At 43.5% G+C, this 26,980-nt stretch carries 23 protein-coding genes and 3 pseudogenes; 10 read left to right on the top strand and 16 right to left on the bottom strand.

The window, feature by feature from the left end; all coding sequences use genetic code 11:
- Positions 1-80: 80 nt before the first annotated feature.
- Together VL20_RS16915 and VL20_RS16920 are read left to right on the top strand one after the other, a co-directional pair.
- The gene (locus VL20_RS16915; protein WP_052277192.1) at positions 81-278 is read left to right on the top strand and encodes a hypothetical protein; all 198 of its coding nucleotides are present in this window, start codon (positions 81-83) and stop codon (positions 276-278) included.
- Entirely contained in the window at positions 275-664 is a 390-nt protein-coding gene (locus tag VL20_RS16920) for a type II toxin-antitoxin system VapC family toxin (protein ID WP_052277193.1), read from the top strand. The genes VL20_RS16915 and VL20_RS16920 overlap by 4 nt, the downstream gene beginning before the upstream one ends.
- A gap of 169 nt (positions 665-833) precedes the next feature.
- Here VL20_RS16920 and VL20_RS16925 read toward each other — a convergent pair whose 3' ends face one another.
- The 5 genes and pseudogenes from VL20_RS16925 to VL20_RS16945 all read right to left on the bottom strand — a co-directional run bounded on the left by VL20_RS16925 (position 834) and on the right by VL20_RS16945 (position 4,696).
- Positions 834-1,310, bottom strand: a complete 477-nt coding sequence (locus VL20_RS16925) for a GUN4 domain-containing protein (RefSeq protein WP_072925920.1) — start codon at positions 1,308-1,310, stop codon at positions 834-836.
- Positions 1,311-1,493: 183 nt separating this feature from the next.
- Positions 1,494-2,516, bottom strand: a pseudogene (locus tag VL20_RS16930) (protein kinase domain-containing protein); the annotation flags it as partial.
- A 149-nt stretch (positions 2,517-2,665) separates the two neighbouring features.
- Positions 2,666-3,226 (bottom strand): annotated as a pseudogene (locus VL20_RS16935) (protein kinase domain-containing protein); the annotation flags it as partial.
- Positions 3,227-3,440: 214 nt separating this feature from the next.
- Positions 3,441-3,911, bottom strand: a complete 471-nt coding sequence (locus tag VL20_RS16940; protein WP_052277196.1) for a type II toxin-antitoxin system VapC family toxin — start codon at positions 3,909-3,911, stop codon at positions 3,441-3,443.
- Entirely contained in the window at positions 3,908-4,696 is a 789-nt protein-coding gene (locus tag VL20_RS16945; RefSeq protein WP_052277197.1) for a hypothetical protein, read from the bottom strand. Before VL20_RS16945 ends, VL20_RS16940 begins: the two co-directional genes overlap by 4 nt.
- 299 nt (positions 4,697-4,995) lie before the next feature.
- Here VL20_RS16945 and VL20_RS16950 point away from each other — a divergent pair, with 299 nt between their 5' ends.
- Positions 4,996-5,889: a DNA adenine methylase gene (locus tag VL20_RS16950; RefSeq protein WP_052277199.1), complete on the top strand. Its 894-nt coding sequence runs from the start codon at positions 4,996-4,998 to the stop codon at positions 5,887-5,889.
- A gap of 9 nt (positions 5,890-5,898) precedes the next feature.
- Here VL20_RS16950 and VL20_RS16955 read toward each other — a convergent pair whose 3' ends face one another.
- The 6 genes from VL20_RS16955 to VL20_RS16975 form a co-directional block, all read right to left on the bottom strand.
- Positions 5,899-6,729, bottom strand: a complete 831-nt coding sequence (locus VL20_RS16955) for a hypothetical protein (protein WP_052277201.1) — start codon at positions 6,727-6,729, stop codon at positions 5,899-5,901.
- Positions 6,707-6,967: a helix-turn-helix domain-containing protein gene (locus VL20_RS29180; protein WP_128575243.1), complete on the bottom strand. Its 261-nt coding sequence runs from the start codon at positions 6,965-6,967 to the stop codon at positions 6,707-6,709. The genes VL20_RS16955 and VL20_RS29180 overlap by 23 nt, the downstream gene beginning before the upstream one ends.
- A gap of 113 nt (positions 6,968-7,080) precedes the next feature.
- A complete protein-coding gene (gene tkt / locus VL20_RS16960) occupies positions 7,081-9,087 on the bottom strand; it encodes a transketolase (protein ID WP_052277202.1) in 2,007 nt (668 codons plus the stop codon).
- A gap of 82 nt (positions 9,088-9,169) precedes the next feature.
- A complete protein-coding gene (fabF, locus tag VL20_RS16965; RefSeq protein ID WP_052277204.1) occupies positions 9,170-10,420 on the bottom strand; it encodes a beta-ketoacyl-ACP synthase II in 1,251 nt (416 codons plus the stop codon).
- A 69-nt stretch (positions 10,421-10,489) separates the two neighbouring features.
- The gene (locus VL20_RS16970; protein WP_002768498.1) at positions 10,490-10,738 is read right to left on the bottom strand and encodes an acyl carrier protein; all 249 of its coding nucleotides are present in this window, start codon (positions 10,736-10,738) and stop codon (positions 10,490-10,492) included.
- A 929-nt stretch (positions 10,739-11,667) separates the two neighbouring features.
- Positions 11,668-12,387, bottom strand: a complete 720-nt coding sequence (locus tag VL20_RS16975) for a biliverdin-producing heme oxygenase (RefSeq protein ID WP_052277206.1) — start codon at positions 12,385-12,387, stop codon at positions 11,668-11,670.
- 511 nt (positions 12,388-12,898) lie between these two features.
- Here VL20_RS16975 and VL20_RS16980 point away from each other — a divergent pair.
- On the top strand, positions 12,899-13,639 hold the full coding sequence (locus VL20_RS16980) for a response regulator transcription factor (RefSeq protein WP_052278494.1): 741 nt from the start codon (positions 12,899-12,901) through the stop codon (positions 13,637-13,639).
- 180 nt (positions 13,640-13,819) lie between these two features.
- Here VL20_RS16980 and VL20_RS16985 read toward each other — a convergent pair.
- Positions 13,820-15,303, bottom strand: a pseudogene (locus tag VL20_RS16985) (glutamate synthase subunit beta).
- A 160-nt stretch (positions 15,304-15,463) separates the two neighbouring features.
- A complete protein-coding gene (ylqF, locus tag VL20_RS16990) occupies positions 15,464-16,303 on the bottom strand; it encodes a ribosome biogenesis GTPase YlqF (protein ID WP_052277208.1) in 840 nt (279 codons plus the stop codon).
- Positions 16,304-16,410: 107 nt separating this feature from the next.
- On the opposite strand from ylqF, the gene VL20_RS16995 reads away from it, so the two are divergent.
- On the top strand, positions 16,411-16,953 hold the full coding sequence (locus VL20_RS16995) for an NUDIX hydrolase (RefSeq protein ID WP_052277210.1): 543 nt from the start codon (positions 16,411-16,413) through the stop codon (positions 16,951-16,953).
- A gap of 298 nt (positions 16,954-17,251) precedes the next feature.
- Entirely contained in the window at positions 17,252-18,193 is a 942-nt protein-coding gene (locus VL20_RS17000; protein WP_043995994.1) for a hypothetical protein, read from the top strand.
- Between the two features lie 191 nt (positions 18,194-18,384).
- Here VL20_RS17000 and VL20_RS17005 read toward each other — a convergent pair whose 3' ends face one another.
- Entirely contained in the window at positions 18,385-19,326 is a 942-nt protein-coding gene (locus VL20_RS17005; RefSeq protein ID WP_052277212.1) for a TIGR04168 family protein, read from the bottom strand.
- 405 nt (positions 19,327-19,731) lie between these two features.
- Here VL20_RS17005 and VL20_RS17010 point away from each other — a divergent pair, with 405 nt between their 5' ends.
- Positions 19,732-19,929: a hypothetical protein gene (locus VL20_RS17010; protein ID WP_052277213.1), complete on the top strand. Its 198-nt coding sequence runs from the start codon at positions 19,732-19,734 to the stop codon at positions 19,927-19,929.
- A gap of 1 nt (position 19,930) precedes the next feature.
- Here the strand turns inward: VL20_RS17010 and VL20_RS17015 are convergent, their stop codons facing one another.
- Complete coding sequence (locus VL20_RS17015; protein WP_052277214.1) at positions 19,931-21,097, bottom strand: cysteine desulfurase family protein; 1,167 nt, start codon at positions 21,095-21,097, stop codon at positions 19,931-19,933.
- Positions 21,098-22,325: 1,228 nt separating this feature from the next.
- Here VL20_RS17015 and VL20_RS17020 point away from each other — a divergent pair.
- Together VL20_RS17020 and ntrB are read left to right on the top strand one after the other, a co-directional pair.
- Positions 22,326-23,648 carry a CmpA/NrtA family ABC transporter substrate-binding protein gene (locus VL20_RS17020; protein WP_052277215.1) on the top strand — a complete coding sequence of 441 codons (1,323 nt, stop codon included), beginning with the start codon at positions 22,326-22,328 and terminating at the stop codon, positions 23,646-23,648.
- Between the two features lie 134 nt (positions 23,649-23,782).
- Entirely contained in the window at positions 23,783-24,610 is an 828-nt protein-coding gene (gene ntrB / locus VL20_RS17025; RefSeq protein WP_002798614.1) for a nitrate ABC transporter permease, read from the top strand.
- Here the strand turns inward: ntrB and VL20_RS32910 are convergent.
- Complete coding sequence (locus tag VL20_RS32910) at positions 24,584-24,787, bottom strand: hypothetical protein (RefSeq protein WP_284526177.1); 204 nt, start codon at positions 24,785-24,787, stop codon at positions 24,584-24,586. The two genes, ntrB and VL20_RS32910, sit on opposite strands and share 27 nt — an antisense overlap.
- A gap of 158 nt (positions 24,788-24,945) precedes the next feature.
- Here VL20_RS32910 and VL20_RS17030 point away from each other — a divergent pair, with 158 nt between their 5' ends.
- Positions 24,946-26,952: an ABC transporter ATP-binding/substrate-binding protein gene (locus VL20_RS17030; protein WP_052277216.1), complete on the top strand. Its 2,007-nt coding sequence runs from the start codon at positions 24,946-24,948 to the stop codon at positions 26,950-26,952.
- Positions 26,953-26,980: the final 28 nt, after the last annotated feature.

Here is a 26,980-nt window from a genome sequence, read left to right on the forward strand (position 1 = left end):
TCATGAGGAAAGGATGATATATAATGATAGTCTATGACAGAGAGAGACATTAAATACTGTTTGGTATTAGGAGAAAAGCTGTGCCACTGATTAAAATACCAAGGAATTATCTGATTGCTGAAGATGAAAATTTCATTACAGCAGATGTGCCAGATTCACTGCTTCAGCTTTGGCAAAAAGATTATCAAAAGGTGGTTAAAGCCAAAGGTATTCTTAAGGAGCAAAAGGCGGCAATGCTATCTCATGTGGAGTCTCTTCGTCGGGAGTGGGATGGATGAAATACGTCTATGATACCAATATTTTTATTTATTATTTAGCCGATGACGATCTAGTTACTTCTTTTTTCTCCCAAGCTTTTTTGAGTTTGCATCAGATTTTTATCTCACCAATTGTCAGAATTGAGTTACTCAGTTTTCCTACTTTATCTAAGGAAGAAGAGCAGATAATTGAAGATTTACTCTCACAGTTTGAATCAATTCCCATATTGAGAGAAATTGAAGATCTGACTATTCAACTGAAACGACAGTATAAAATCAAGATTCCCGATGCCATTATTGCCGCGACAACATTGAGCCAAAATGGATGTTTGGTCACTAGAAATGTTGATGATTTTAAGGGGATTTCCGGTTTAAATATTAAAAATCCGTTTATTGATCAGGGGTAAAGAATAGTAGAAGAGCGAGAATTAAAAGTTGACTTATCTGCAAAGTAGCTTACTACTGGAAATCGATAGCTTGATGACAGCAACCAGTGCCAGGTATTGAAGTAGGAAAAAGCCTATGTTTTCGTTCTAGAAATCTCCAAAACTAAGCTTGACAAATTGCCTCAAGTTGTTATATCCTACAGCTTACAAGTCTTTGCGCGAGAAAAGGCACACCACAAGCAGCAATACCCAGTAACACACTTTTCTCCCCGCCGAAAACCCCAGGTACGGGTAGGTGCCTCTTGGGGACTGCTGAATTAAAGACTGCTGAATTAAAAGTCAACTGTCGGCCTGTCAAGCACCTACCTCCTTGTCTCCAGCCGACGCTATCGGCGAACTTTTCCAATACTTCCACTTCCAGTTCACTATTATACTTTCTCGTGCCACCAAGACTCTCATAGATTTCTTTCTGGACGCTGAAGCCAAACTTACCGCTACTATAGTTTAGCCAAAGTTGGTTAATAGTTCGTAAATCTTCACAGGGGAAATTATCAATGTCCTCTTCTCTCAACCATCCTTCGCTTTCCCTTCCGGCGACCCGACACATCACTTCCCCTGTTTCTTTATCTGCTTCTTTCCAGTTTTCTGCTGCTAAGTAGTCATGCAAAATTAATTACCTGCCCGATCGAGCTAAAACCCTTACGGGGCAATGATCGTCATGTGTAAATAATTTTGCCTAGGTACTTAAGTAGGGAGGCACAATTATTTGTAGGATGGGTTAGCGGTAGCGTAACATAATCGGCCGTTGGGTTTCATGCTTCAACCCAACCTACGTTCATCTTATATTTAATTCCACCCACCTACTTAAGAGTTGCTGTAATTGAGAATAGTTAACCTCCCTAGCACTTTTAAGCACAATATTAGCAGCAACTTTAGGCGGTGGTGGTGTTTGAATAACGGGAGTTTTTGGTATTTATATAGAAGTTGCTGGTGATTGTCCCGTCAAATCTTGTAAAATCTCCCGCGCTGATTGATAACGCTTTCTTGTCCCAAATTCGATCATTTTATCAAGAATGCGTCCTAAATCATCCCGAACATTATTTTTGACTAAAAACTGTCGCCAAATCCATTCATGGTCACTGGTATCAAATAAATCAAAGGGTTAAATCTGAGTCAACAAATAAATACAAGTGACCCCTAAACTATACAAATCACTGGGATTATTCGCCTTACCGTTAGCTTGTTCTGGGGCGATATATTCCGCTGAACCGATTACCGTACCAGTAACAGAACGGTTAAGAGGTGTAACAACTTTAGACGCGCCAAAATCTACTAAAACCGCCTTCTTGTCTGAGTTACGTCGAATAATATTTTCTGGTTTAATGTCTCGGTGAACTACTCCCTGACTATGAATAAAATCTAAAACGGGCAAAATATCTGTTAATAAAGCTTTAATCTTGGCTTCATTAAATACCCCTTGACTTCTTAATTCTTGTTCTAAATTCTGTCCTTCAATATATTCTTGTACCAAATATTGACGGTCATCATCATGATTGAGATAAGCGAAAAGTTCAGGAATTTGGGGATGTTTTCCTAACTTCTCTAATTGGATTGCTTCTTTTTCAAACAATTCTGAGGCTTTCTCAATTGTATCAGTCCCTTGAACCGAAGGAAAAAACTGTTTAATCACACAATAAGGTCGAGAAGGCTTACTATAATCTACCGCTTTAAAAGTGCAACCAAATCCTCCTTGACCAATTAATTTAATTGCTTGATAACGCTCCTGTAAAAACAATTTAGAGCGGCATTTTTCACAGAATTTATTGCCATCTGGATTGGCGGCGGAACAATTAGGATTGAGACACAGACTCATGGTTTTTACTCCTTTAAGTAGTTGGGTTGACGTTAAAAAAGTAGCTGTTGGTTATGTTGGGTTTCCTGTCTTAGCTGTTGGTTGTGTTGGGTTTCCTGTCTTAGCTGTTGGTTATGTTGGGTTTCGTGCCTCAACCCAACCTACGGTACTTTAGACGCGCCAAAATCCACTAAAACCGCTTTCTTGTCTGAGTTACGTCTAATAATATTTTCTGGTTTAATATCTCGGTGAACTACTCCCCGACTATGAATAAAATCTAAAACTGGCAAAATATCCGTTAATAAAGCTTTAATCTTGGCTTCATTAAATACCCCCTGGCTTCTTAATTCTTGTTCTAAATTCTGTCCTTCAATATATTCTTGTACCAAATATTGACGGTCATCATCATGATTGAGATAGGCGAAAAGTTCAGGGATTTGGGGATGTTTTCCTAACTTCTCTAATTGGATTGCTTCTTTTTCAAATAATTCTGAGGCTTTCTCAATTGTATCAGTCCCTTGAGCCGAAGGAAAAAACTGTTTAATCACACAATAAGGTCGAGAAGGCTTACTATAATCTATCGCCTTAAAAGTGCGACCAAATCCTCCTTGACCAATTAATTTAATTGCTTGATAACGCTCCTGTAAAAACAATTTAGAGCGGCATTTTTCACAGAATTTATTGCCATCTGGATTGGCGGCGGAACAATTAGGATTGAGACACAGACTCATGGTTTTTACTCCTTTAAGTAGTTGGGTTGACGTTAAAAAAGTAGCTGTTGGTTATGTTGGGTTTCCTGTCTTAGCTGTTGGTTGTGTTGGGTTTCCTGTCTTAGCTGTTGGTTATGTTGGGTTTCGTGCCTCAACCCAACCTACGGTACTATTATTGATTCTACTGTGTTCGGTAATTCGATTTGTAATTTTCCTGCGCGAGAATGGGTATTTTTTAAAAAAGATCAAGTTGAACTTCAAAAAAAGGTTTTCTAATTATTAAAGGCGGATCACCGATTTCTCCAGAGAGTTTCAGCAAGCCATCATCAAAAGTATCTAAAACATCCACTCTGGCTTTAATTGCCGTCGCCACATGAGTTGCATCTTTAGGTTTTAGTGCCTGATATTGCCACATCAATTCTCTGGCTAGTTCACCAACTTTTCTGTCCACATCATAAATATAAATCCACTCATGTCGGAAAAAATCTCTGATTTTTTCCTCACTTTCTTTAGGTAATTTTGGCTGTCCTTTTTCTAATTTCACCACTTCAATAAAAGTAAGAGCAGAAGTCACGATTATTACCTGACCATTTTCAGCTGCTTTGAGAACAGAAATACAATCATTAATTTTATCCTTTTCATTTTTCAGGAAAGCTAAAAAAACACAAGAATCCCAGTAGTGTAGCTTTTTTGTTGGACAAATCAATTACTTTCTCCCAAAATTCCGATCATTTCCTCAATGCTAGGTAAATCTTTTTCCTGAGGAAAAAGATCAATTGACTCAACTTGAATCCCGATTTTTTCCCCATCTTCTCTAGAGGTAACTATCCCCGATACAGAGACTCTTTTTTCTAGATATTCTTTGATATTATCAAGTAAATTTGGTTCAAAGTAACATTTAACACTTTTATTAGTCAATAAATTGTAAACTCTAAAAATAGGTTGACGACTTACATCAATAGCTTTAAGCACACCTTCTACAGTACCAAAACTTTGATATTTTCCCCCGATAATTTCATCAACATTAGCAATCAAAGCTTGATTCAAGTCGATACACCTCGAATCAAAGCCCAATTGCACCAAAAACTCATCGGTTTTTGCCAAAAACTCATCGGTTTTTACCAATATTGCTAATGCTCGCACACTTTCTAAAGCTCGATCAGAAAAATACTTAGGGCGAATCGGATGTTCTAAAATTGTTACTATTCCCCTTTCTACAGTCTTAATAACTTCAGAAATTTGACTAGGTGTAATCTGATCTTGAGGCATTCCTTCTAAAGTAAGATGAATGCTGCCACTATGAACTTGAGAGATTCTCCAATTTATCAGGGGGCGATTTTTGTTAGCAAGGGTTTTATCTACTTCATGGAGTAGTATTGCTAATTGTTCTTGAGCCTTGATAAATTTATCAAAAGACAACAGTGAGCCTTCTATATCTAATGTTAGGCTCTTGATTGTTTCCTTCGATATAGGGCTTTCCCCTTTAGTCATGGCTCTAGGAATCGTGATAATTATCTCAAGTGTAAAGGTTTTGGCTAACTACTAAAGCTTCCTACTTTACATTTTTACATGAACTAAGCCTAAAGCCTAAACTATGTTGACCTATAATCACAAAAAAACCCGCTGGCGCGGGCTTTTTTCACAAAACCAAAGTTTTAATTAACCTAACAACGCTTTTGCCTTCGCTACCACGTTATCCACGGTAAAACCGAACTTCTCTGACATTCCTAGAGAAAATATCGTAATTTTGTTAAAATAATCTCAAAGAAAAGCCTCTAAAATCGAAGGTAATGTCCAAAATCGCTAAAAAACTTAGTAATTCTCCTTTTCGTTATCCTGGCGGTAAATTTTATGCCCGTAAGCTAATCTTAGCTTGTCTTCCCAGTCACCATAAGTATTGTGAACCTTTTGCGGGGGGAGCATCTATATTCTTTGCTAAGGAAAGTGTAGCAGAGAATATTCTCAATGACAAAGATGAAGAATTAATCAACTGTTATCGACATATCAAAGATTATCTTGATAGTCTAATTGAATTATTAAAAGATCTAAACGCTACCAAAGAACTACACAGTTATTATAAAAATGAATTTCAACCAGCCAATGACCTAGAAAGAGCCATGCGTTGGTATTATCTAAATAGAACTTCCTACTCAGGAATTATGAAACTTGAAAATTGTTATTGGGGCTATGGTGATAAGTATTCTATGCGTCCTGAAAACTGGCCTTCTCACCTAAAAACCACTTCGGAAAAACTGCAAAATGTCAATTTATCTTGTTTAGATTTTGAAGATTTAATCAATCAATTACCCGATGATTACTTTTTATTTGTCGATCCTCCTTACTTTCAAGCAGATCAAAATAAATTCTATTCCTGTTTCTTCAGTCTAGAAGATCATGAAAGGTTATGTAAGACGTTGAAAAAACATCAACATCGATTTAAATTTCTTTTGACTTATGATAATTGCTCCGAAATTAGAGAAATGTATGATTGGTGTATTTCTTTACAAGAGAATGAATGGAATTACACTATTAATCGAACTGATGATCAAAAAAATGGTTTAAAATTGGAACATGGTTATCAGAGTGAAAGACGCAAGGGCAAGGAGGTATTTATTGCTAATTATGATCTTCAGAAACCCGCAAGATTCACACCTCTACAATTAAGTTTATTCGATATATCTTGATTGCTAATTTTAATCAAGTGAATCCTCTATTTTTTCGATCGGGAGCCATGGTTGTAGAGGTTCAGCCGTATTAACATCAAAGAAAATTTTGGGATAATTAGGGATGAAATTACAGTTGTGATCCTGGCATTTCTGGCGAGAACACTTGATGTTATTGGTTTGATTTGCTGTTAAATCTTTACTCCTGGCAACGTACATTTTTAAAAGGGCTTCTTCTTGATTATTAATATTAATTTTGCTTAAAAATATTTGCTCTTTTGGTGTGGGCTTCCAAACAAATAGTCCTGTTTCTAAATTGGTCTGAAAAAAAGCATTGGCAAGAGATGTAATTACTAAATCAAAATCTGTTTCAATATATTGATCTTTGTGAATATTTAGGCTTGTTGAAGGTATTCCTATCAATTTAGACCTTTGTTCTGCCGCTTTGTCTCCTAATGTTCTTGATCTCATACATTTGACTTCAATAAAAGGTCTGATACCTCCCTGAAGACGGAAACTACCTTTTTGGGCTAACTTACATTCAGCAGAGTATTTTTTGGCGTTTTTTTGATTGATAATAGCTACGTCTATATCGTGAGAACCAGCTTGAGGATTTAAGCGAGGATTAGTAACTAAATAATTATTCGAGAGTATTTTTGACAGTTCATCTTGTACAGTGAACTCAAAAAACTTGCCACGAATCATAGGAATAACTTTTGGATCATTGAGAACTTCTGTAATATATTTGATATTCAAACTATAACTCTTACAAAAACTTTCTATTTTTTCAAACCATTCCCATTCAAGCTCGTTATCATGCAAAAACTGCTCAAGCAATTTAATCAAATCTTCTGACATCATTAGTATTTACATCGGAATTTATAGACATAGTGTTAAAAAGCTCCGAAAGACTTATGTTTAATGCTCTACATAAAGAAATCAAGCATAGTAAAGAAGGATTCCTTTTACCACGTTCAAGAAGACTGATGTAAGTTCTATCCAAATTGGCCGCTTCGGCCAACCTTTCTTGGGATAAACCCTTTTGAATACGAGCATTATGTAAACATCTGCCAAATTGAGCTAAATTGTCCTTTGCCATGCTTCGATTAAACTGCCTGACGTGACCCCTAGTCCACTGACTGACAGTCACAATAGAAAAACAAAAAAATGAGCCAGATTTTTCTGACTCATTACAGCTAAGATTTCAGGTAATTAACCTAACAACGCTTTTGCCTTCGCTACCACGTTATCCACGGTAAAACCAAACTTCTCTAGAATCACACCCCCCGGAGCAGAAGCGCCGAAGGTATCAACCCCCAACACATCCCCCTCATCGGTGATGTAACGATGCCAACCCATGGTTGAACCCGCTTCCACTGCGAGACGTTTTTTCACTGCTTTCGGCAATACCGATTCTTTGTATTCTGCCGATTGTTCCTCGAATAGCTCCCAACAGGGCATAGAAACGACGCGAGCTTTAATTCCTGCCTCTTTTAACACCGCAGCCGCTTTATCGCAGAGATACAACTCGCCCCCCGTACCGATGAGAATGACATCGGGAGTACCTTCACAATCGGTGATAACATAAGCACCTTTAGCCACACCCGCAAGGGAAGTTCCCGCTAAATTGGGCAGATTTTGACGGGAGAGAGCCAATAAAGTCGGGCGTTTCTTTTCGCTCACCGCTACTTTATAAGCACCGGAAGTTTCCGTACCATCTCCCGGACGCATGACTAACAGGTTAGGAATAGCGCGCAGAGAAGCAACGTGTTCCACGGGTTGGTGAGTCGGTCCATCTTCCCCTAAGGCAATGGAATCGTGAGTCATTACCCAGATGACGCGGGTTTCTGACAAGGCCGATAAACGGATAGAATTCCGCATATAGTCGGTGAAAATCAGGAAAGTCGCCCCGTAGGGAATCAATCCCGTGTTATGGAGAGCAATCCCGTTACAAATCGCCCCCATCGCGTGTTCTCGCACGCCAAAATGGACGTTACGCTCCTGATAACTGCCTTTTTGGAAATTACCAAAATGCTCTAATTCGGTGTAGTTAGAGTGGGTTAAATCCGCCGAACCACCGATTAAACCGGGTAAAACCCCCGCAAGGGCATTTAAGCAGATTTCCGAGTGTTTACGACTAGCCAGCGCCTTATCTTCGGGTTTATAAACCGGTAAAGCTTGCTCCCAACCTTCCGGCAGTTGACCGGTGGTTAACTGTTCAAATAAAGCCGCTTCTGCGGGATATTTAGCCTGATATTCGTTAAATAACTTATTCCAGTCCGTTTCTGCCGTCGTTCCCTTGTCCACTGCTTGCCGGAAACGATTTAACACCTCATCGGGAACCACAAACGGCTCGTATTGCCAACCCAGGGCCTTCCGGGTTAACTCGATTTCTGTTGCTCCTAAGGCTGCCCCGTGAACATCGGCGGTATTAGACTTATTGGGGGAACCATAACCGATGGTGGTGGTGATTTTAATCATCGAGGGTTTATCGGTGACAGCTTTGGCAGCCGCAATCGCATTGGCAATGGCATCTAAATCGGTGTTGCCATTCTCGACGTGCTGAACGTGCCAACCGTAGGCTTCAAAACGCTTGCTCACGTCTTCGGTAAAAGCGATATCGGTGGAACCATCGATCGAGATATGGTTATCATCATAGAGAGCGATTAACTTGCCTAAACCCCAGTGACCGGCTAAAGAACAAGCTTCCCCGGAAATACCCTCCATATTGCAACCATCACCCAAAATCACATAGGTGTAATGGTCGATAATTTTGGCATCCGGTTTGTTGAAACGGGCCGCTAAATGGGCTTCTGCTAGGGCCAAACCCACACCATTGGCAATCCCTTGACCCAGCGGACCGGTGGTCACTTCTACCCCTTCCGTGACGAAATTTTCGGGGTGGCCGGGGGTTTTCGATTTCCACTGCCGGAATTGTTTAATTTCCTCGAGGGGAACGCTATCGTATCCGGTCAGGTACATCAAAGCGTACTGCAGCATACAACCGTGACCGGCGGAGAGAACAAAACGATCGCGATTGACCCATTGGGGGTTTTTCGGGTTAAAACGCAGGAATTGATCCCAGAGGACAAAGGCCATGGGTGCGGCCCCCATCGGCAGTCCGGGGTGTCCCGATTTAGCTTTTTCCACGGCATCCACCGCTAAAAAACGCACGGCATTAATACAAAGTTCTTCGAGGGATTGGGAGGCGACAACCATAATGTTTTTTAGAATGAACTACAAAAATAAGACCCAGTTAAAGAGGGAGCCACTCACAGATTACTCTTTCAGGGGCATCGACTCAAGCATATTTTCTAAAAGCTAAGGTGACGTTATGGCCGCCAAATCCAAAAGAGTTGGAGAGGGCAGCGTTAACTATCTGCTGACGACTTTCGTAGGGGACGTAATCAAGATCACAATCGGGGTCAGGATTGTCAAGGTTGAGAGTCGGGGGAATCCGATCATTAGCGATCGCCATGACCGTGGCCACGGCTTCAATGCCGCCAGAACCGCCTAAAAGGTGGCCTGTCATCGATTTGGTGGAACTGACGGGGATTTGGTAGGCCGATTCTCCTAAAGCTTTTTTAATCGCCTTGGTTTCCGTGGGATCATTGGCCCCTGTACTGGTGCCGTGGGCGTTGATATAGCTAATTTCCGGCGGAGTTAAACCGGCATCTTTGATCGCTAATTCGATCGCTCTGGTGGCTCCACGACCATCGGGAACCGGTGCAGTCATGTGATAGGCATCGCAAGTCAGACCATAACCGATCATTTCGGCGTAAATCCGCGCCCCACGGGCTAAGGCCGTTTCTAATTCCTCTATAATCAAAATTCCTGCCCCTTCCCCCATGACAAAACCATCCCGGTCCTTGTCAAAGGGACGACTGGCCCGGGTGGGGTCATCGTTGCGGGTGGACAGGGCCTTAGCGGAGGCAAAACCAGCCAATCCTAGGGGGGTAACGGCGGCCTCCGTCCCACCGCAGATCATCCCTTTGGCCAAACCCCTTTGTACTAGACGAAAAGCATCGCCGATGGCATTGGAACCGGCGGCGCAAGCGGTCACGGTGCAGTTACTCGGTCCTTTGGCCCCCGTGTGGATAGCGGTTAAACCAGCGGCCATATTGGCAATCATCATCGGGATCATGAAAGGACTACACCGGCTCGGACCTTTTGTCAAGTAAATTTCCTGTTGATCCTCAAGCACTTTTATGCCACCTACGCCCGTACCAATTAGTACGCCTATATCATCGGCATTGAGAGCGTCGATAACTAATCGAGAATCTTGCAGCGCTTGCAAACTGGCGGCGACGGCAAATTGAGCGAAACGGTCCATGCGCTTTGCCTCTTTGCGATCCACATATTCGTGGGGGTCAAAACCCCGCACTTCCCCAGCAATGCGACAAGCGTGACGGGAGGCATCAAAGTGGGTAATTAAACCAATGCCACTTTTGCCGTTGATTAAGCCTGTCCAATAGTCTGCTAGATTATTGCCGAGGGGAGTGATCGCACCCATCCCCGTGATGACAACCCTTTTTAATGGCAATTCTGTCATGTTTGTTCAAAAATAAGGGCAGATTTTGCCCCAGATATTTAATCCTAATTGTCAATTTTCCCGCAATAATTAGGCGGTTGCTCCTACTTTCTCGCTAATATGGTCAACAGCTTTGCCTACAGTGTCAATTTGTTCGGCCGCTTCGTCGGGAATTTCAATATCAAATTCTTCCTCTAAAGCCATCACTAACTCGACCACATCGAGGGAATCAGCTTGCAGATCATTAGCAAAGCTTGCTTCGGGGGTAACTTTTTCCGGCTCTACTTCTAATTGTTCTACAACAACTTTTTTAACTCGATCGAAGATGTCTGCACTCATGGATGTCAATTTTTATCCGCTGGTTTACCGGACTCTAGCCTCTAGAGTCTGGGGAAATGGGGCGGTGTTACCATTTCCGACAATAAATTTCGGTTAGCTTTTTCACTGACCATTTTTCATCTTACTGGAAGTTGTTCCCCTCTTGATGAAGTTTTTTCGCGATCATCAGGGAAGTGAGGTGTGGGGTGTGGCAATTATGAATTATGAATTATGAATTGGGGAGGTGGGGAAGTGGGGAAGTGGGGTAGTTGGGTGTGGAGTAGTGGAGTAGTGGGGTGTGGGAATTATGAATTATGAATTATGAATTGGGGAGGTGGGGAAGTGGGGAAGTGGGGTAGTTGGGTGTGGAGTAGTGGAGTAGTGGAGTAGTGGGGTAGTGGGGTAGTGGAACATTTGGAGGAAATTTCCCTAAACCCCTAAATCCCTATCACCCCAAAACCCTATCACCCTGACTCCTATCTCCTGACGACCGAATAAAAAGCAAAAATATAACGGATAACTCCGAAATTCGGATAATAATCACCGGAAATTTTGGGTCTGAAACCCCGCCGTTCTAGGTTGGCTTTACGTTAGAATTAAAAGGCCAGTCTCGAAAACCAAGTGGACGGCGCAGCACCTTGAAAACTCGGCTTAGGGGGTTCCGACCAGAAAAGCTTGGCCGGGTAAAAAGTCGCGCGCAACAAGTACAAGAAGCTATAGGCGGTCAACGTACCGTGGGACACAGGGAATCGGGCTTCTGAAATGGGGCGAAAGTCTGTGGACTCTGTGTAAGACAGTACATGGTTTTTTAACTGTGGTATGCGACGGTGGTGGAAGCAGAAACTTAAATCGTGAGGTTTAGGAATCGCCGCACTTTTAGGGCGGCGAGGATGTCAAGGCTGACCATTACCCAAATTCTAGAATTTCCGTTTTTTTGGTTTTCTTGACTACTATTCGGCGGTAGCCAATCCAGTTTCGGTGCTGCCGGTGCTGCGACGACGGGTGAGAGTATTAAAGAGCATAATTCCGATCGCTTTGATCAGATTACCTTCCAACTCTTGGAACATTCTCATGTTCAGGCCAAAAGCGGCGTTAGCTTCGGCGACAATGCGATCGGCCATGGCTTGATCTACCGGTAACTGGTCGAGGGTTTGACGATAGTGGTTTTTATAGGCTTTTTCGTCGGGAATATCTTTGAAATCATAGAAAGCAGTGCCACCAGTTTCCAGATTCATCGCTTTTTCGGCGATTTTTTTCAAGATTTGCCCCCCAGACAGATCGCCGAGATAACGGGTATAGGAATGAGCAACTAATAATTCGGGTTCTGTTGTGGCGATTTCCCGAATCCGGTCAACGTAGGCCTGACCTGCGGGAGATAAAGCGATCTCGTTGCGCCAATTAGGACCATAATAAAAATATAAATCCTGTTCGAGCGCATTTTTGCGATTGAGTTCAGGAAAACAGATTTTAGAAACGACGGGATGACTGGAAAGTTTTTCCATCTCCTCCTCCATGGCCGAATAGACGAAGTAGAGGTTAGCCACCAGTTTGCGATAGGAAGTTTTTTCCACCACACCTTTGAGAAAACACTTGACAAAACCGACGTTTTCTGCCATGGTATGGGATTTTTTCGTGCCTTCTCGCAGTTGAGTTGATAAATTAACGCTCATATTATGATCACCTGTTGGGATGAGTAGAATGGATCGGGTTCGTTACAGATGCTTACTAAAACCGCCTATTTTGGTAGATTAAACTGAATCGATCGCTAATTTTATTAAGAATTTTTACAGTGCCGCCAGGGGAGCTTAGGGGGGAAAAGTTAGCTCTAGCAGGACTTGACCGCCAGTTGAAACCGGTATCCATCGAGATGGCGCAATTGTAAAGATTAGTGAAAAACTGCTCCCTAGTTGATCTTTGGGCAGGAGAGGGTACAATCTGGCACCAATATCAATTTTCGACCAACACTGTTTACACTTCTTAAAAACTCTTAACATTCAGGAGACTTATATAGGCAAAATTTCACAAATTGAAACCGAATTTAGCAATCATGCTTATAATCAGTACAGGATTCTTTATGTTGTGCTAAACTCAGGCCCTTGAGAGACAAAGCCATAGTTGCGATGTCAGCGAGAACACATTGAGCAACCCCCTACCCAAACCCTTAGTCATAACACTCTGGTAATGCCCCGAATACTTGTAATCGATGATGATCCTGCAATCGCGGAATTAGTCTCCATCAACTTGGAGATGGCGGGTTATGACGTTAACCCCGCAGAGGACGGGATTAAAGGCCAGGCCTTGGCCGTCCAGTTACAACCCGATTTAATCATGCTGGATTTAATGTTGCCCAAAGTGGATGGTTTTACCGTCTGTCAGCGTTTGCGACGAGATGAACGCACGTCCGACATCCCGATTTTGATGCTCACGGCCTTGGGGCAAACCCAAGATAAAGTGGAAGGTTTTAACGCCGGTGCCGATGATTACCTGACCAAACCTTTCGAGGTGGAGGAAATGTTAGCTAGGGTGCGCGCTCTCCTGAGACGCACTGATCGCATTCCCCAAGCCGCTAAACACTCAGAAATACTCAGTTTTGGACCTTTAACCCTGGTTCCCGAACGTTTTGAGGCGGTCTGGTTTGAAGGTGTGGTCAAGTTAACCCATCTAGAATTCGAGTTACTCCACTGTCTTCTCCAACGTCACGGTCAAACCGTTTCCCCTAGTGATATTCTCAAGGAAGTCTGGGGATATGATCCCGATGATGATATCGAGACTATTCGCGTTCATATTCGCCATTTGAGAACGAAACTAGAACCCGATCCCCGCCACCCTCGCTATATTAAAACCGTTTACGGTGCGGGTTATTGTCTGGAGTTACCCACCAATGAACAGGTGGTGCTTGATTCATCGGTGGCAACAGTTTAAACAGGGAGCGGATAGGCAATAGGGACAATTGTTTCCTCGCTCCTCCTCCTCTTCAGATTGAGAAGGTTTGACTCGCGGTTGGGTTTTGATGGCTATGGCTGAGGCCTCTTTTTGTCCCTGACGATAACGAGGGGAAAACACCCCCAGCAAGTCAGGACAATGGTGGGAGTAACTACTGGTTTACGGTAAATCCGTCGCCCCCATCAAAAAGCGATCGCATTCCCTGGCGGCCCCGCGGCCTTCATTAATCGCCCAAACCACCAAACTTTGACCACGACGACAATCCCCCGCTGCAAAGACTTTCGGTAAGCTAGTGGCAAATTGACCGTGTTCGGCCTTGATATTGCTGCGGGCATCCTTTTCTAAGCCTAAATCATCGAGTAAAGGCTGTTCTGGTCCCAAAAATCCCATGGCCAATAGAACTAATTGCGTCGGGATGACTTTTTCTGTTCCTGCCACTGGTTGGGGGATAAACTGTCCTTTTTCGTTGCGTTGCCATTCCACTTGTACCGTGTGAATCCCTGTGACGTTACCCTGGCTATCCCCCTCGAATTTGGTTGCTGTGGTGGTATAAACCCGGGGGTCATCGCCAAAACGGGCGGCCGCTTCCTCTTGTCCATAGTCCAGACGGTAGATTTTCGGCCATTCGGGCCAGGGATTATCGGCAGCCCGTTCTCGGGGCGGTTGCGGCATAATTTCTAATTGGGTGACGCTATGGCAGTTATGACGCAGGGAAGTCCCCACACAGTCGGTTCCCGTGTCGCCACCGCCGATAATTACCACGTCTTTACCCGCAGCCGAGATAAAATCTTCCCCGGGCTGTCCGTCTAATAGTGCTTTTGTATTAGCGGTGAGAAACTCCATGGCGAAGTGAATACCCTTTAATTGGCGACCTTCGATGTTTAAATCCCGGGGTTTGGTGGCTCCGGTACAGATAACCACGGCATCATATTCGTTTAATAGGTCTTGGCTGCTGATATCCTTGCCCACTTCTGTGTTACAGACCATTTTTACCCCTTCCTGTTCGAGCATCTGGAGACGACGCAGAACCACTTCTTCTTTATCTAACTTCATGTTGGGGATACCGTACATTAATAGACCCCCGGGACGGTCGGCCCGTTCGTAAACCGTCACCCAGTGACCGGCTTTATTTAACTGGTCGGCGGCCGCTAATCCAGCAGGTCCAGAACCGATCACGGCCACTTTTTTGCCGGTACGGATTGCGGGGGGATTGGCAGTAATCCAACCGGATTCCCAACCTTTGTCGATAATTGAACATTCAATATTTTTGATCGTAACGGGGGATTATGAATACCGAGAACACAGGAACCCTCACAGGGAGCGGGGCAGACTCTACCGGTAAATTCGGGGAAATTATTGGTTTTATGGAGGCGATCGAGGGCTTCTCTCCACAATCCTCGATAGATTAAATCATTCCATTCGGGAATCAGGTTATTAATCGGGCAACCACTGGCCATGCCACTAATTAGGGTTCCCGTGTGACAAAATGGTGTACCACAATCCATACAACGGGCAGCCTGATTGCGGAGTTTATCTTCTGGCATGGGAAGATGAAACTCATCCCAATTATGAAGGCGATCGAGAGGGGTAAGTTCGGAAGGAAGTTCACGCAGGAATTCGATAAAGCCAGTCGGTTTGCCCATAGTCTTTTTTATCTCTGTCGTTTATCCCCTATCTTCCTTCACAGTTCGATCGATCCCGCAACTTTACCGATTTCTTTAATCTTATCGGCAGCTCAGTGGACTAACAGGCGGTAATTTTGACAAATTGGGTAATTAACTATTGAGTTAAAAACAGGCGATTTCAAGAGGAAGGGGGCAATTCTAACGGGATAGCCCCGATTATTCCCTTACGAAAATCATTGAGTAACTGCATGGCTGCCCTTTCTTTATCTTCTTGATATTTGAGATCGGCCAATTTTTCGATAAAATCCTCCCCGGTCATGTCTAGGGTATTCAACCCGTAACGAGATAGTAAAAGTCCTTCATACTGTAATTCTCTTAATAAATCAACAAAAGCCGCCGCTATCCTTTGTTTATCATAACCAGCATCCCCAATATCCTCACAGATAGCTAATTTCACCGCATCCTTTTGATTATCTAAACGGGAAGGAATCACCCCCGGCGCGTCTAATAATTCTAAGGTGTCGGAAATTCGTACCCATTGTAATTGTCGCGTTACTCCAGCCCTGCGGGCGCTGGCGACGACTTTTCGCCCTAATAAACGGTTAATCAGGGCAGATTTGCCCACATTGGGAAACCCAATCACCACAGCCCGCACTGGACGCGGTAACATTCCTCTTAGTTGACGTTTTTGGTTAATTTCATCGCCAATTTTTTCCGCCGCTTTGATAATTGCTTTAACTCTTTCTCCCTGTTTAGCGTTAGTAAAATAGACGGTTTCTCCTTGACTTTTAAACCATGTTACCCATTGTTGATAGGCAGATTCGGGAATCATATCGAGACGATTTAAGATTAATAAGCGCGGTTTATTGCCAATCCAATCGTCCACCTGCGGATGATGGGAAGCTAAGGGGATGCGAGCATCGCGCACTTCTAGGATCACATCCACGAGTTTAAGATGTTCCTTAAGTTTTCTTTCCGCTTTGGCAATATGACCGGGATACCATTGAATTAACGACATGGGAGATGGGAGTATAAAATTAGATCTTATCAGGAATAGTCCCTAGATAGCTATAATTATCTGAGAAAGAGTTTAGTAATTTCACTGCAATTATAACAGGATTATCGATGACTAATTTAAAAAAATGGCAAATTGTTAAATCTGAGCTAGTTTTTCAGAATCGTTGGTGTCAAGTCCGTCAAGACGCGGTGAAGTTATCCTCTGGACAAGTTATCGATGATTATTTCGTTAATATTCGTCCTGAAATTGTTTTAGTTGTTCCAGTTACTGAGGATAATCAATTAGTTTTTGTCCGTCAATATCGTCACGGAGTTAAGGAAATTTTATTGGAATTTCCCGCTGGATCAGTGGATGCGGGTGAAGATAATATTACCACAGCAGCGCATCGGGAATTCGAGGAGGAAACTGGTTATCACAGTGATTCTCTAATGCCTCTAGCTGTTTTGTACGATAATCCTGTTAAAGATACTAACAGAATTCATATTTTTTTGGCTCTTAATGCTACCCCCACAGGTCAACAAAAGTTAGATGTTACCGAGGAAATCGAAGTTATTCTGCGACCTTTACAGGAAATTAATCCGCAGGAAATTACTGTCTCTGGTAGTTTAGCAGCTTTCTATCTGGCGAGGGATTTTTTAAAGCAAAATTAAGTAATTCTAGCGATTATATTAATAGAGAAGTAGGAAGTTTTCGTTTTTGGGAGCCAGTTGTCAGGATTCAGAAGATAGGGTGGTCACTGCGTGCGCGTTGCGGGGGGTGTTGGGGTGTTAGGGTGTTAGGGTTTTAGTTGAAATTCCCCCACTTCCCCACTTCCCCACTTCCCCACTTCCCCACTTCCCCACTTCCCCACTTCCCGCTCTCCTACCTCTGCGCTTTTCTCTACTGTTTGAACAGGATTTGTATTACTTTAAGTTTTATTTTTTTCACTTGTCTATGAGTAATTTTTTTATGATTGCTGGCTTTATTCTATCAGCTTATGCAATCGTTGCCAACGATTCCCTACAGACTTTAGGGACTTTTTTAAGTGCCAATGAAGAACGTCCCTGGTGGATTTTATGGCTGTATTCCAGTATAATCTTAGCCTCAATTTTTATCGCTGGTTGGTACATTAATCAGGGAGATGTGGCTTATAATCGACTAGAAATGATTCCCTTCCCAGAAAATTTTACTTGGATTTATATCGTTCCTCCCCTGGCAATTTTAATTCTCACCACTTGGGGAATACCTGTGAGTACAACCTTTTTGGTTTTAACAGTTTTTGCTCCCCAATCTCTAGATGAAATGTTAGTTAAATCCGCTTGGGGTTATGCTATTGCTGTTATAGTGGGGTTAGTAATCTATCGAATTATTTATCGATTAGAAAACTTTTTCCTAGAAACAGTTAATAAAGAACCTCAAAAAATCTGGGTAGTTTTACAGTGGTTATCCACCGGGTTTCTCTGGAGTCAATGGTTAATGCAAGATTTTGCAAATATTTTCGCCTATCTTCCCAGACAGTTAGCGGCAACATGGTTAGTTTTATCTCTAACAGTTATGCTACTCCTGCAAACCATCATTTTTATTAATCATGGTGGTCAAATCGAGAAAATTGTCACTAGCAAAACTAACGCCCATGATCCGCGTTCTGCAACAATTATTAACTTAATTTATGGCTTAATTTTACTCTTTTTTGTTGGCTATAATCATATTCCCATGAGTACCACTTGGGTATTTTTAGGTTTATTAGGAGGTCGAGAAATTTCTCTGACTTTAACCAGAGAAACCCCTAATTTAGCCGCCACGGGTAAATTGGTTTTAGGGGATGCCTTGAAAGCTTTTATCGGTATGATTGTTAGTGTTGCTATCGCTCTTGCTTTACCTCTAATCGCTCAAAAACTTAACTATCTATAGGAAATTATAAATTATAAATTATGAATTATAAATTATAAATTATGAATTATGAATTATGAATTGGGAAGCTTTTTTTAGTAATCAGTAATCAGTAAACAGTTAACCGAAAACTGATAACTGATAACTGATAACTGATAACTGATATTAGTGGTTGTACCGCATAAGATTAAGAAAAGGTCTATTGTCAAAACTTAAGAATAACAAGATTGGGGAGATAGGCGATCGATTGACGACCCGGAGTGATAAAGTTTTCTATTACTGATAATCTCGAAATTATCGTTCAACCAGATTAAAGATGCTTCTGTGACTAGACCTTCTTCAAGAGTGACTAGGGAAAAATTGCGAGATTTACCCCTATCAGAGTGGAGAATGCGAGGGACACTAGCAGCATTCAGATAAACAGTTCCCATCTCGGAAGTGACCACGGGATTGCGTAAACGGGAAGTAGTATGACGGAGACGGTGGTGCATATGACCGAAACTGACGAGAGGAACCTGTTTTCCTAATAGCTGTGCTTGTTCGATGGCCGCTGCTAAATCTGGGTCCCCGTGGTCCCCTCCCAAGGGTTGCCAATCGCGACCACAGATAGCTTCCGCTTCCTTTCCCAGTCCGGCTGGACCATTGTGACCTAAAAAAATCAGGTTATTATAGGCAGTATCTTGAATATTAGCGATAATTTTGGCAGTAGATTCGGCAAAACTGCTGATATTATAGCGTTCTTGAAAAAATTCTCCATTTTTCCACTCGGAACCTCCCCAAGTAAAGGGACGACCCCCAACAATCGAAAGCTGTAAACTGGGCAGGTCTAGTTTTGAGTAACCCACATGAGCAACCCCTAATAATTCTAACTGGGCGGTGACACGATCTTCTTGATTGCGATCGTAGGGACATTTTTTTCGTCCCCAGGAGGTGGCACTATACCAAGCGTCATGATTACCGAGAATAACGGCTTTTGGTAAGGACAAACTAGCAATCCGGCCGACAATTTCTAGGGATTCATTGCCAAAATCCCCCACAAATAGGGCTAAATCCACTTGTAAAGCTTCTAGAGCTAAATTATCTTCTATTTCCCATTGGTCGTGAACGTCACCGATGACGGCGATTTTATAGGTGCGAGGGAAAGAACTTACCATTACCAGTTATCAACTATCATTTACCAATAATGATCATAACTAGGATTGGCTGAAAAAGTACGGGCGAAGCATTCGGTTAGAAAATCTCCGGTTTCAGCGATAGGTTATTGCCCGAATGCTTCGCCCCTACAGGACGCGGGCCGATGAAGACGCAAGGTTTTGAACCACGATTCTCTCAAAATCTTGCATCTGTGGGAGCGAAACAGAACCCTAAAACCCTTACCTCGTCTATATTTCACATTTATTCAGCAAACCCTAACTAGGATTGGTAGTCGAAAACCGTGGGCAAGAAAGAGAGATTTTTTCTCAAATTACCAATGAAAAGGTAAAGATTTAAAACAAAGTTATCCACAGTCATCGGTTTGTTTGTAAATTTAGATACAGAATTATCAGGGTGATCTGTGTATGTCCTTACTACAATCTCGCACTACTGCTGTTGTTACCTGTCCCCAAGCAAATACATGGGTACGACTAAGAATGCTTCCCTCTCCATACAGCTTTGATGAAGCGCTACTACTCTGTGAACAGGATCAGGGCCGTTGGGTGGCATGGATCCCCGATTTTGGCGAAATTATCTTGATTGAAGGACAATTTGAGGCATAAACTAACTCTTGCTTACAATTAAAGCAGATAAACAGCGATCGATCACTTGTTTTAATACTAGAGCAGTCCAATCAATATCGGCTGCGCTGGTGTCCCTTCCCAGGGTTAAACGAATTCCCGCTAATGCTTCTCGATCGCTGTAGCCCATAGCTTTTAAAATTGGACTGGGGGAAAGTTTGCCACTATGACAGGCGGCTCCAGAACTAATACCGATTCCTGCTAAATTAAGCTGACGAACTAGCTGTTTTCCCGTGATGTGACTGTTATCGTCTGGACGGACAATAAAGCTGACGTGGTGGGGTAAACGATAGAATCGGTCTCCCGTGGGTAGCAGATAAGGATAATCAGCTAAGAGGTCAAATAATCGATCTCGCAAGGCCATTAAACGCATTTTTTCGCTAATTAAGTCTTTTTGGGCTAATTCGGCCGCTAAACCAAAAGATGCGATCGCTGGCACAGATTGGGTTCCCGATCGCAGACCTTTTTCCTGACCACCGCCCCGCAGTAATGGTAAAATATCGACACCCGCTCTGATGTATAAAGCTCCCGATCCTTGCATTCCATAAATTTTATGGCTAGAAAGAGATAATAAATCTACGGGCAGTTTCCGCACATCAATATCGCATCTTGCCGCCACCTGCACCGCATCGGTGTGAAAAAGAACACCCCTTTCTCTGGCAATGCTGCCCAATTCTTCAATCGGTTGTAGGGTTCCCACCTCACTTTGTCCGTAAATAATGGAAATTAAGACCGTATCGCTTTGAATTGCGGCTTTTAGGTCTAAAGGATTCACCCTACCTTGACGATTGACGGGAAGACGAGTAATTTGCCAACCTTGCTGCTCTAATTGTTTACAGGGTTCAGCGATCGCCGAATGTTCCACACTAGAAATAATTATATGACGGGGGCGGTTATACTGTTGAGCAACCCCGATAATCGCTAAATTATCGGCTTCTGTGCCGCCAGAAGTGAAGATAATCTGGTCTGGATTGGCATTAATTAACCCTGCTACCTGTTCTCTAGCCATTTCGATGACTGTCGCCGTATCCTGTCCCCAACTGTGTAAACTGGAGGGATTACCCCAATGATGCCGCAGAATAGTGGCAACCCGATCGATTACTTGGGGATGAGTGGGGGTAGTGGCACTATAGTCAAGATAAATTTGCATTATTTTACAATCTGAGAAATGAGAGCCAAGGACAAGCAGCTATTTTCAGTTTAGCGGCTTAGGTTTAACACTCGATCGATTGTCGGGGCAGTTAAATCTTCCCCTGTCAAAAAACAGAGATGCCGGTTAAAGCATCCCCACAGAGTCGATTTTACCTCTCTTGTGTCAATCTCGGCAGCAGACCAGCAAAAGTCATCCCAAAGACAGAGCAAATATCGTCAACAATCAAAGTCATAAAACCGTTCTAAAAGCCTAGTAAACCCGAAAGATAGTCAGGAACGGGGAAACTTTGAGCCATCTTAAAATGAAATGAAAACAGATAAAACGCTGTAGAATAATTGAAGGTTATTTAAGAGATTTTTTCGGCTCTTTCCTGAATCCCAGACAGCCAGTTTTTGATCAGAGTCTGGGATAGGTGCGACAGTAAGGATTAAAAGTATCGTGATCAAGACAAACGATCAAATAGGCACAGATGACTAACTCCCACTATTGACAATATCCCTAAGCATCTAATCAAGGGGAAACATCGATCGATAATAATATGCTTTTGCCCTTGGCAAGTTCCAAAGCATAACAGAGATTGTCTCAAGCTGGTCCCGTTGCTAATACTTGCGGCGATTTTTCAGTAATCGGTAAAGATTAACCGGTAATCAGTCAACGGCAAACTCAAATCTGATCCTAAATCCGTTGAGTATAGGCTAGTTATCAGGATAGGCAAGAGGCAAGGGGCAAGAGGCAAAAGGAGGAATAGATAATCAGTCTTTAATAACTGGATTTAGTATGATAACTGATTCAAGATAGCTAAAAAAAACCCATCGCTCTACCATGCGTTTCAGACAAATTTTTATGCTCTTATTACATGACTGACAATATTTTGTAACAATCTATACTATCTTTCCCGTTGAAGACTGTAAATTTAAGTTAATTGCTTCGGTGATAACCCTGAAATAAAGTGATCTTTCTAGCCCAGATGACTAAAAACCGCCCCTATCTATCGACTCCTCAAAACTGTTATGCTTCTAGAAAAAATCTCTTAGACAAAAACTACTGCTAAATCTCCCCAGATGGAGAAGCAAAAGCGATCGAGAGATAAAAATAGTTAAAGCCTCCTTACTGAATCAACAGTTACTTGCAAGAAATCTTCTCGGTTATCACCGCGGGGGAAATAATGAGAATTTTTCACCGTTTCATCACCTTTGTTTAGTTTCTAATCACGATTTTTTAGTCCATGAGTAAACTTTCCAGACGTAGATTTATCTTCACTGCCGGGGCAACTGCCGTAGGAACAGCAATTCTCCACGGTTGCGCCACTCCCAATAATACCGCGACCAGTCCCTCCCCGGCCGGCAGTCCTGCCGCTTCCCCCGTTGTCAGTGGAGAAACCCCCGAAGTCACCACCGCTAAACTAGGTTTTATTGCCCTCACCGACGCTGCCCCCTTAATTATCGCCAAAGAAAAAGGTTTATTCGCTAAACACGGGATGCCCGATGTACAGGTGATGAAACAAGCCTCTTGGGCTGCAACCCGGGATAACCTCGAATTAGGTTCGGCGGGTAACGGTATCGACGGGGCGCATATTTTATCCCCCATGCCCTACCTAATGACCTTGGGCAAAATCACCAAACAGCCAGTACCGATGTATATTCTGGCGCGTTTGAATACCAATGGTCAAGCGATTTCTGTGGCTAACGAATACATGGATCTAAAGGTTGCCCTCGATAGCGGTGTACTGAAAGAATCCTTCGCTAAAGCTAAATCTGCGGGCAAAGAAGTTAAAGCCGCCGTCACTTTCCCCGGTGGTACTCACGATCTCTGGATGCGCTATTGGTTAGCCGCCGGCGGCATCGATCCGAATAAAGATCTATCCCTAATTGTTGTTCCTCCGGCACAAATGGTGGCTAACATGAAAGTCGGCACGATGCAAGCTTTCTGTGTGGGGGAACCTTGGAACGCCCAATTGGTTAACAAAAAACTCGGTTATTCGGCCCTGATTACCGGGGAACTTTGGAAAGATCACCCCGAAAAAGCCCTAACTATGCGCGCCGATTGGGTGGATAAAAATCCCAAAGCGGCAAAAGCTTTAACCATGGCTGTTTTGGAAGCGCAGCAATGGTGCAATGATCCCGCTAATGTTAAGGAAATGTGCGAGATTATTTCAGGACGGGAATGGCTGAAAATTGACCCCGCCGATATCTTGGGAAGAATGCAGGGTAATATCGATTTCGGTGATGGTCGCAAAATCGAAAATAGCCCCGTAGCCATGAAATTCTGGGCTGATAACGCTTCCTATCCCTACAAGAGTCATGATACTTGGTTTGTGACTGAAGACATCCGTTGGGGCTATATTCCCGCCGATACGGACATCAAAGCTTTAGTTGATAAGGTTAACCGGGAAGATATCTGGAGAGAAGCCGCCACAGCCCTCAATGTTCCGGCTGATCAAATTCCCACCTCTACCTCTCGCGGTGTGGAAACTTTCTTTGATGGTGTTACTTTTGACCCTGAAAATCCCACCGCTTATCTGAAATCTCTCAAGATTAAAAAGGTTTAAATCAGTGTTCAGTGATCAGTAATCAGTTAAAGATGATTTTCTGATAGCTGATAACTGAACCACTGATAACTGAACCACTGAACCACTGACAACTCAACCACTGATAACTGATAACTGATAACTGATAACTGATTATGGCTGTTTCTATTTCTCGTCGTTCTCAAGGTCAGAAATGGGTAAAAGACCTGAAAAAAAAATTATCCAAACTAGCAACTTCGGCGATTGCTTTATTAATTTTCCTTCTCCTCTGGCAAATTCTCTGTTTTAGTCCCGATGCTCCCCTTCCTAGTCCCACCAAAGTGGTTAGCGAGACCTGGGAATTAATTATTAATCCCTTCTTCAATAATGGTGGCACGGATGTGGGGTTATTCTGGCAAATTTTAGCTAGTTTACAACGGGTGGCCGTCGGTTTCACCCTTGCCGCTATTGTTGGCATCGCTGCGGGTATTTTAATCGGTAGTAGCGCCCTAATTTATGATGCGATCGATCCGATTTTCCAAATCCTGCGTACCGTTCCCCCCCTAGCTTGGCTACCCATCTCCCTAGCGGCTTTTCGTAATAACGAACCTAGTGCCATATTTGTAATTTTTATTACAGCAATTTGGCCAATTATTATTAACACGGCCGTGGGAGTACAGCAGGTTCCCCAAGACTATAAAAACGTCTCTAGAGTGTTGAAATTATCCAAAGTTGAATACTTTTTCAATATTCTTTTTCCCGCCACCGTTCCCTACGTTTTCACCGGATTAAGAATCGGTATCGGTTTATCTTGGTTGGCGATTGTAGCGGCAGAAATGCTGATCGGTGGCGTGGGAATTGGCTTCTTTATCTGGGATGCTTGGAATAGTTCCATGATCAGTGAAATTATCCTCGCCCTGATTTATGTGGGTATTGTTGGTTTCTTACTCGATCGCCTCATGGCCTACATCGCTAAATTAGTTGTACCCGAAGAAAATAAATAGGGTTTGCGGCAAAAAGTTTTTCGGTGGGGGCAGGGTGTGGGGTGTGGGGAGCTTTTGGTTCTTCGTTACTTGGTATGATTCGATATGGGGGCATAAATCGACTAAATCCTTATCTGGTAAGAGATTTAATTGATTAGTTCGCTCTAGATCAAAAACAATTGACAAAAATGGCCAAATGCTTTTCTACATAAGGGTTCCATCCCTTATATCCCCCGTCCATTGCATAACACAAACCGAAGAGCCGAGCTTTTTAAGTAAACAGTAAACAGTAAACTAAAAACTCACATCTGATAACTGACAACTGATAACTGATAACTGATAACTGATAACTGAAAATGTCTGCATTTATTGAAGTCGATCACATTGATAAGGTTTTCCCTCTGCCCGATGGCCGTCAATATATCGCCCTAAAAAATATCGATCTCAGCGTTACTCAAGGGGAATTTATCTCTTTAATCGGTCATTCCGGTTGCGGGAAATCCACCCTCTTAAATATGGTCGCTGGACTCGATCGCCCGACGGTGGGAGGGGTGATTTTAGAGGGAAAAGAAATTAAAGGTCCCGGTCCCGATCGCATGGTGGTCTTCCAGAATTATTCTCTGCTGCCTTGGTTAACCGTCCGAGAAAATATCGCCCTAGGAGTTAACCGCGTGCTGCGTCATCTACCGGCTGCTGAACGCAAAAGTGTCATCGAACATAGTATCGATATGGTACACCTGCGCCATGCGGCCAACAAACGACCGGGAGAATTATCGGGAGGCATGAAACAAAGGGTAGCGATCGCCCGCGCTCTAGCCCTACGGCCGAAAGTCCTGCTACTCGATGAACCCTTTGGGGCGCTGGATGCGTTAACCAGAGGCAATTTACAGGAACGTTTGATGGAAATCGTCGAAGAAAGCCACGTTACCTGTATCATGGTCACGCACGATGTGGATGAGGCCCTATTACTATCCGATCGAGTGGTGATGTTAACCACCGGTCCGGAGGCCCATATCGGTCAGATTCTCGATGTTCCCATTCCCCGGCCCCGGCATCGTTTAGAAGTAGTTAACCATCCCAGTTACTACTCCCTCCGTAACGAGATCGTTTATTTCCTCAACCAACAGAAGCGATCGAAGAAAGTCGGTCAACCCACCGGACCGGTGACAGTGATCGGTCAAGCTACCAGACTGAAAACCAATCCCACCATCGGTTTTATCCCCCTCACCGATTGCGCTCCGATTATTATCGCCAAAGAGAAAGGTTTCTTCGCCGAGGAAGGATTAGAGGATGTTATCCTGCAACGAGAACCCAACTGGAAAGCACTCGCCCAAGGGGTGGCCACCGGTCGTCTCGATGCGGCCCAGATGGTGGCGGGAATGCCCCTCAGCATGACCATTGGCGCTGGCAATAAGCCCTCTGTCCCCGTCATTAGCGCTTTGGTACTCAGTCGCAACGGTAACGCCATCACCCTCAGCAATAAATACAGGGAATTGGGGGTAGAAAAACTGGAGGACTTAAAGGATGCCCTCCAGCAAAGTCCCGATAAAATCGCCACTTTCGGCATGGTTCACCCCGCTTCCATGCACAATCTGCTGTTACGCTACTGGTTAGCTAGTGGCGGCATCGATCCCGATAGTGATGTGAATTTAGCCGTAATTCCGCCGCCTCAGATGGTTTCCCTGCTAAAAGCGGGTAAGATCGACGGTTATTGTGTGGGGGAACCCTGGAACTCCTACGCCGTTCACGAAAAATTAGGCTACGTTATCGCCACCGATCTTGATATTTGGCCCGGACACCAAGAAAAAGTTCTCGGAGTCAAGGAAACTTGGGCAGCGAAACATCCCGAAACCCATATCGCCATGGTGAAAGCTTTAATTAAAGCCTGCGAATACTGCGATGATCAGCGTAATCGAGAAGAAATCGTCAATATTCTCAGTCAGCCCCAGTATGTGGGCGTGGATAGGACAATTATTCGGCCTGGTTTCCTCGATGGTTACGATCGCGGTTTAGGAACCGCCCCCGAACCCCTATTCCGATTTAACCAGTTTTACGTCGATCAAGCTAACTGTCCGGGCCGCAGTGAGGCGTTATGGACCCTAACTCAGCTTGCCCGTTGGGGTTACGCGCCTTTCCCCCGCAACTGGGTAGAAGTGATTGAACGCGTCCGTCGTCCCGATCTGTTTGGTGAAGCTTGCCGGTCCCTGGGCCTTCCCGATTTGGAACCCAATCGCCACAGTTTTGCCCTCTTCGATCATCTTATTTTCAATCCCGACGATCCGATCAGCTATCTGGAACGTTTCTCGATCCGTCGCGATTATCGCGTCTCAGAAGTTCTCCTCGATGATACCGTCGCTAATTAATGGTTGTGGTGGGCTTTGCCCACCTTAA

This window comes from Microcystis panniformis FACHB-1757 (assembly GCF_001264245.1).
Taxonomy (GTDB): domain Bacteria; phylum Cyanobacteriota; class Cyanobacteriia; order Cyanobacteriales; family Microcystaceae; genus Microcystis; species Microcystis panniformis.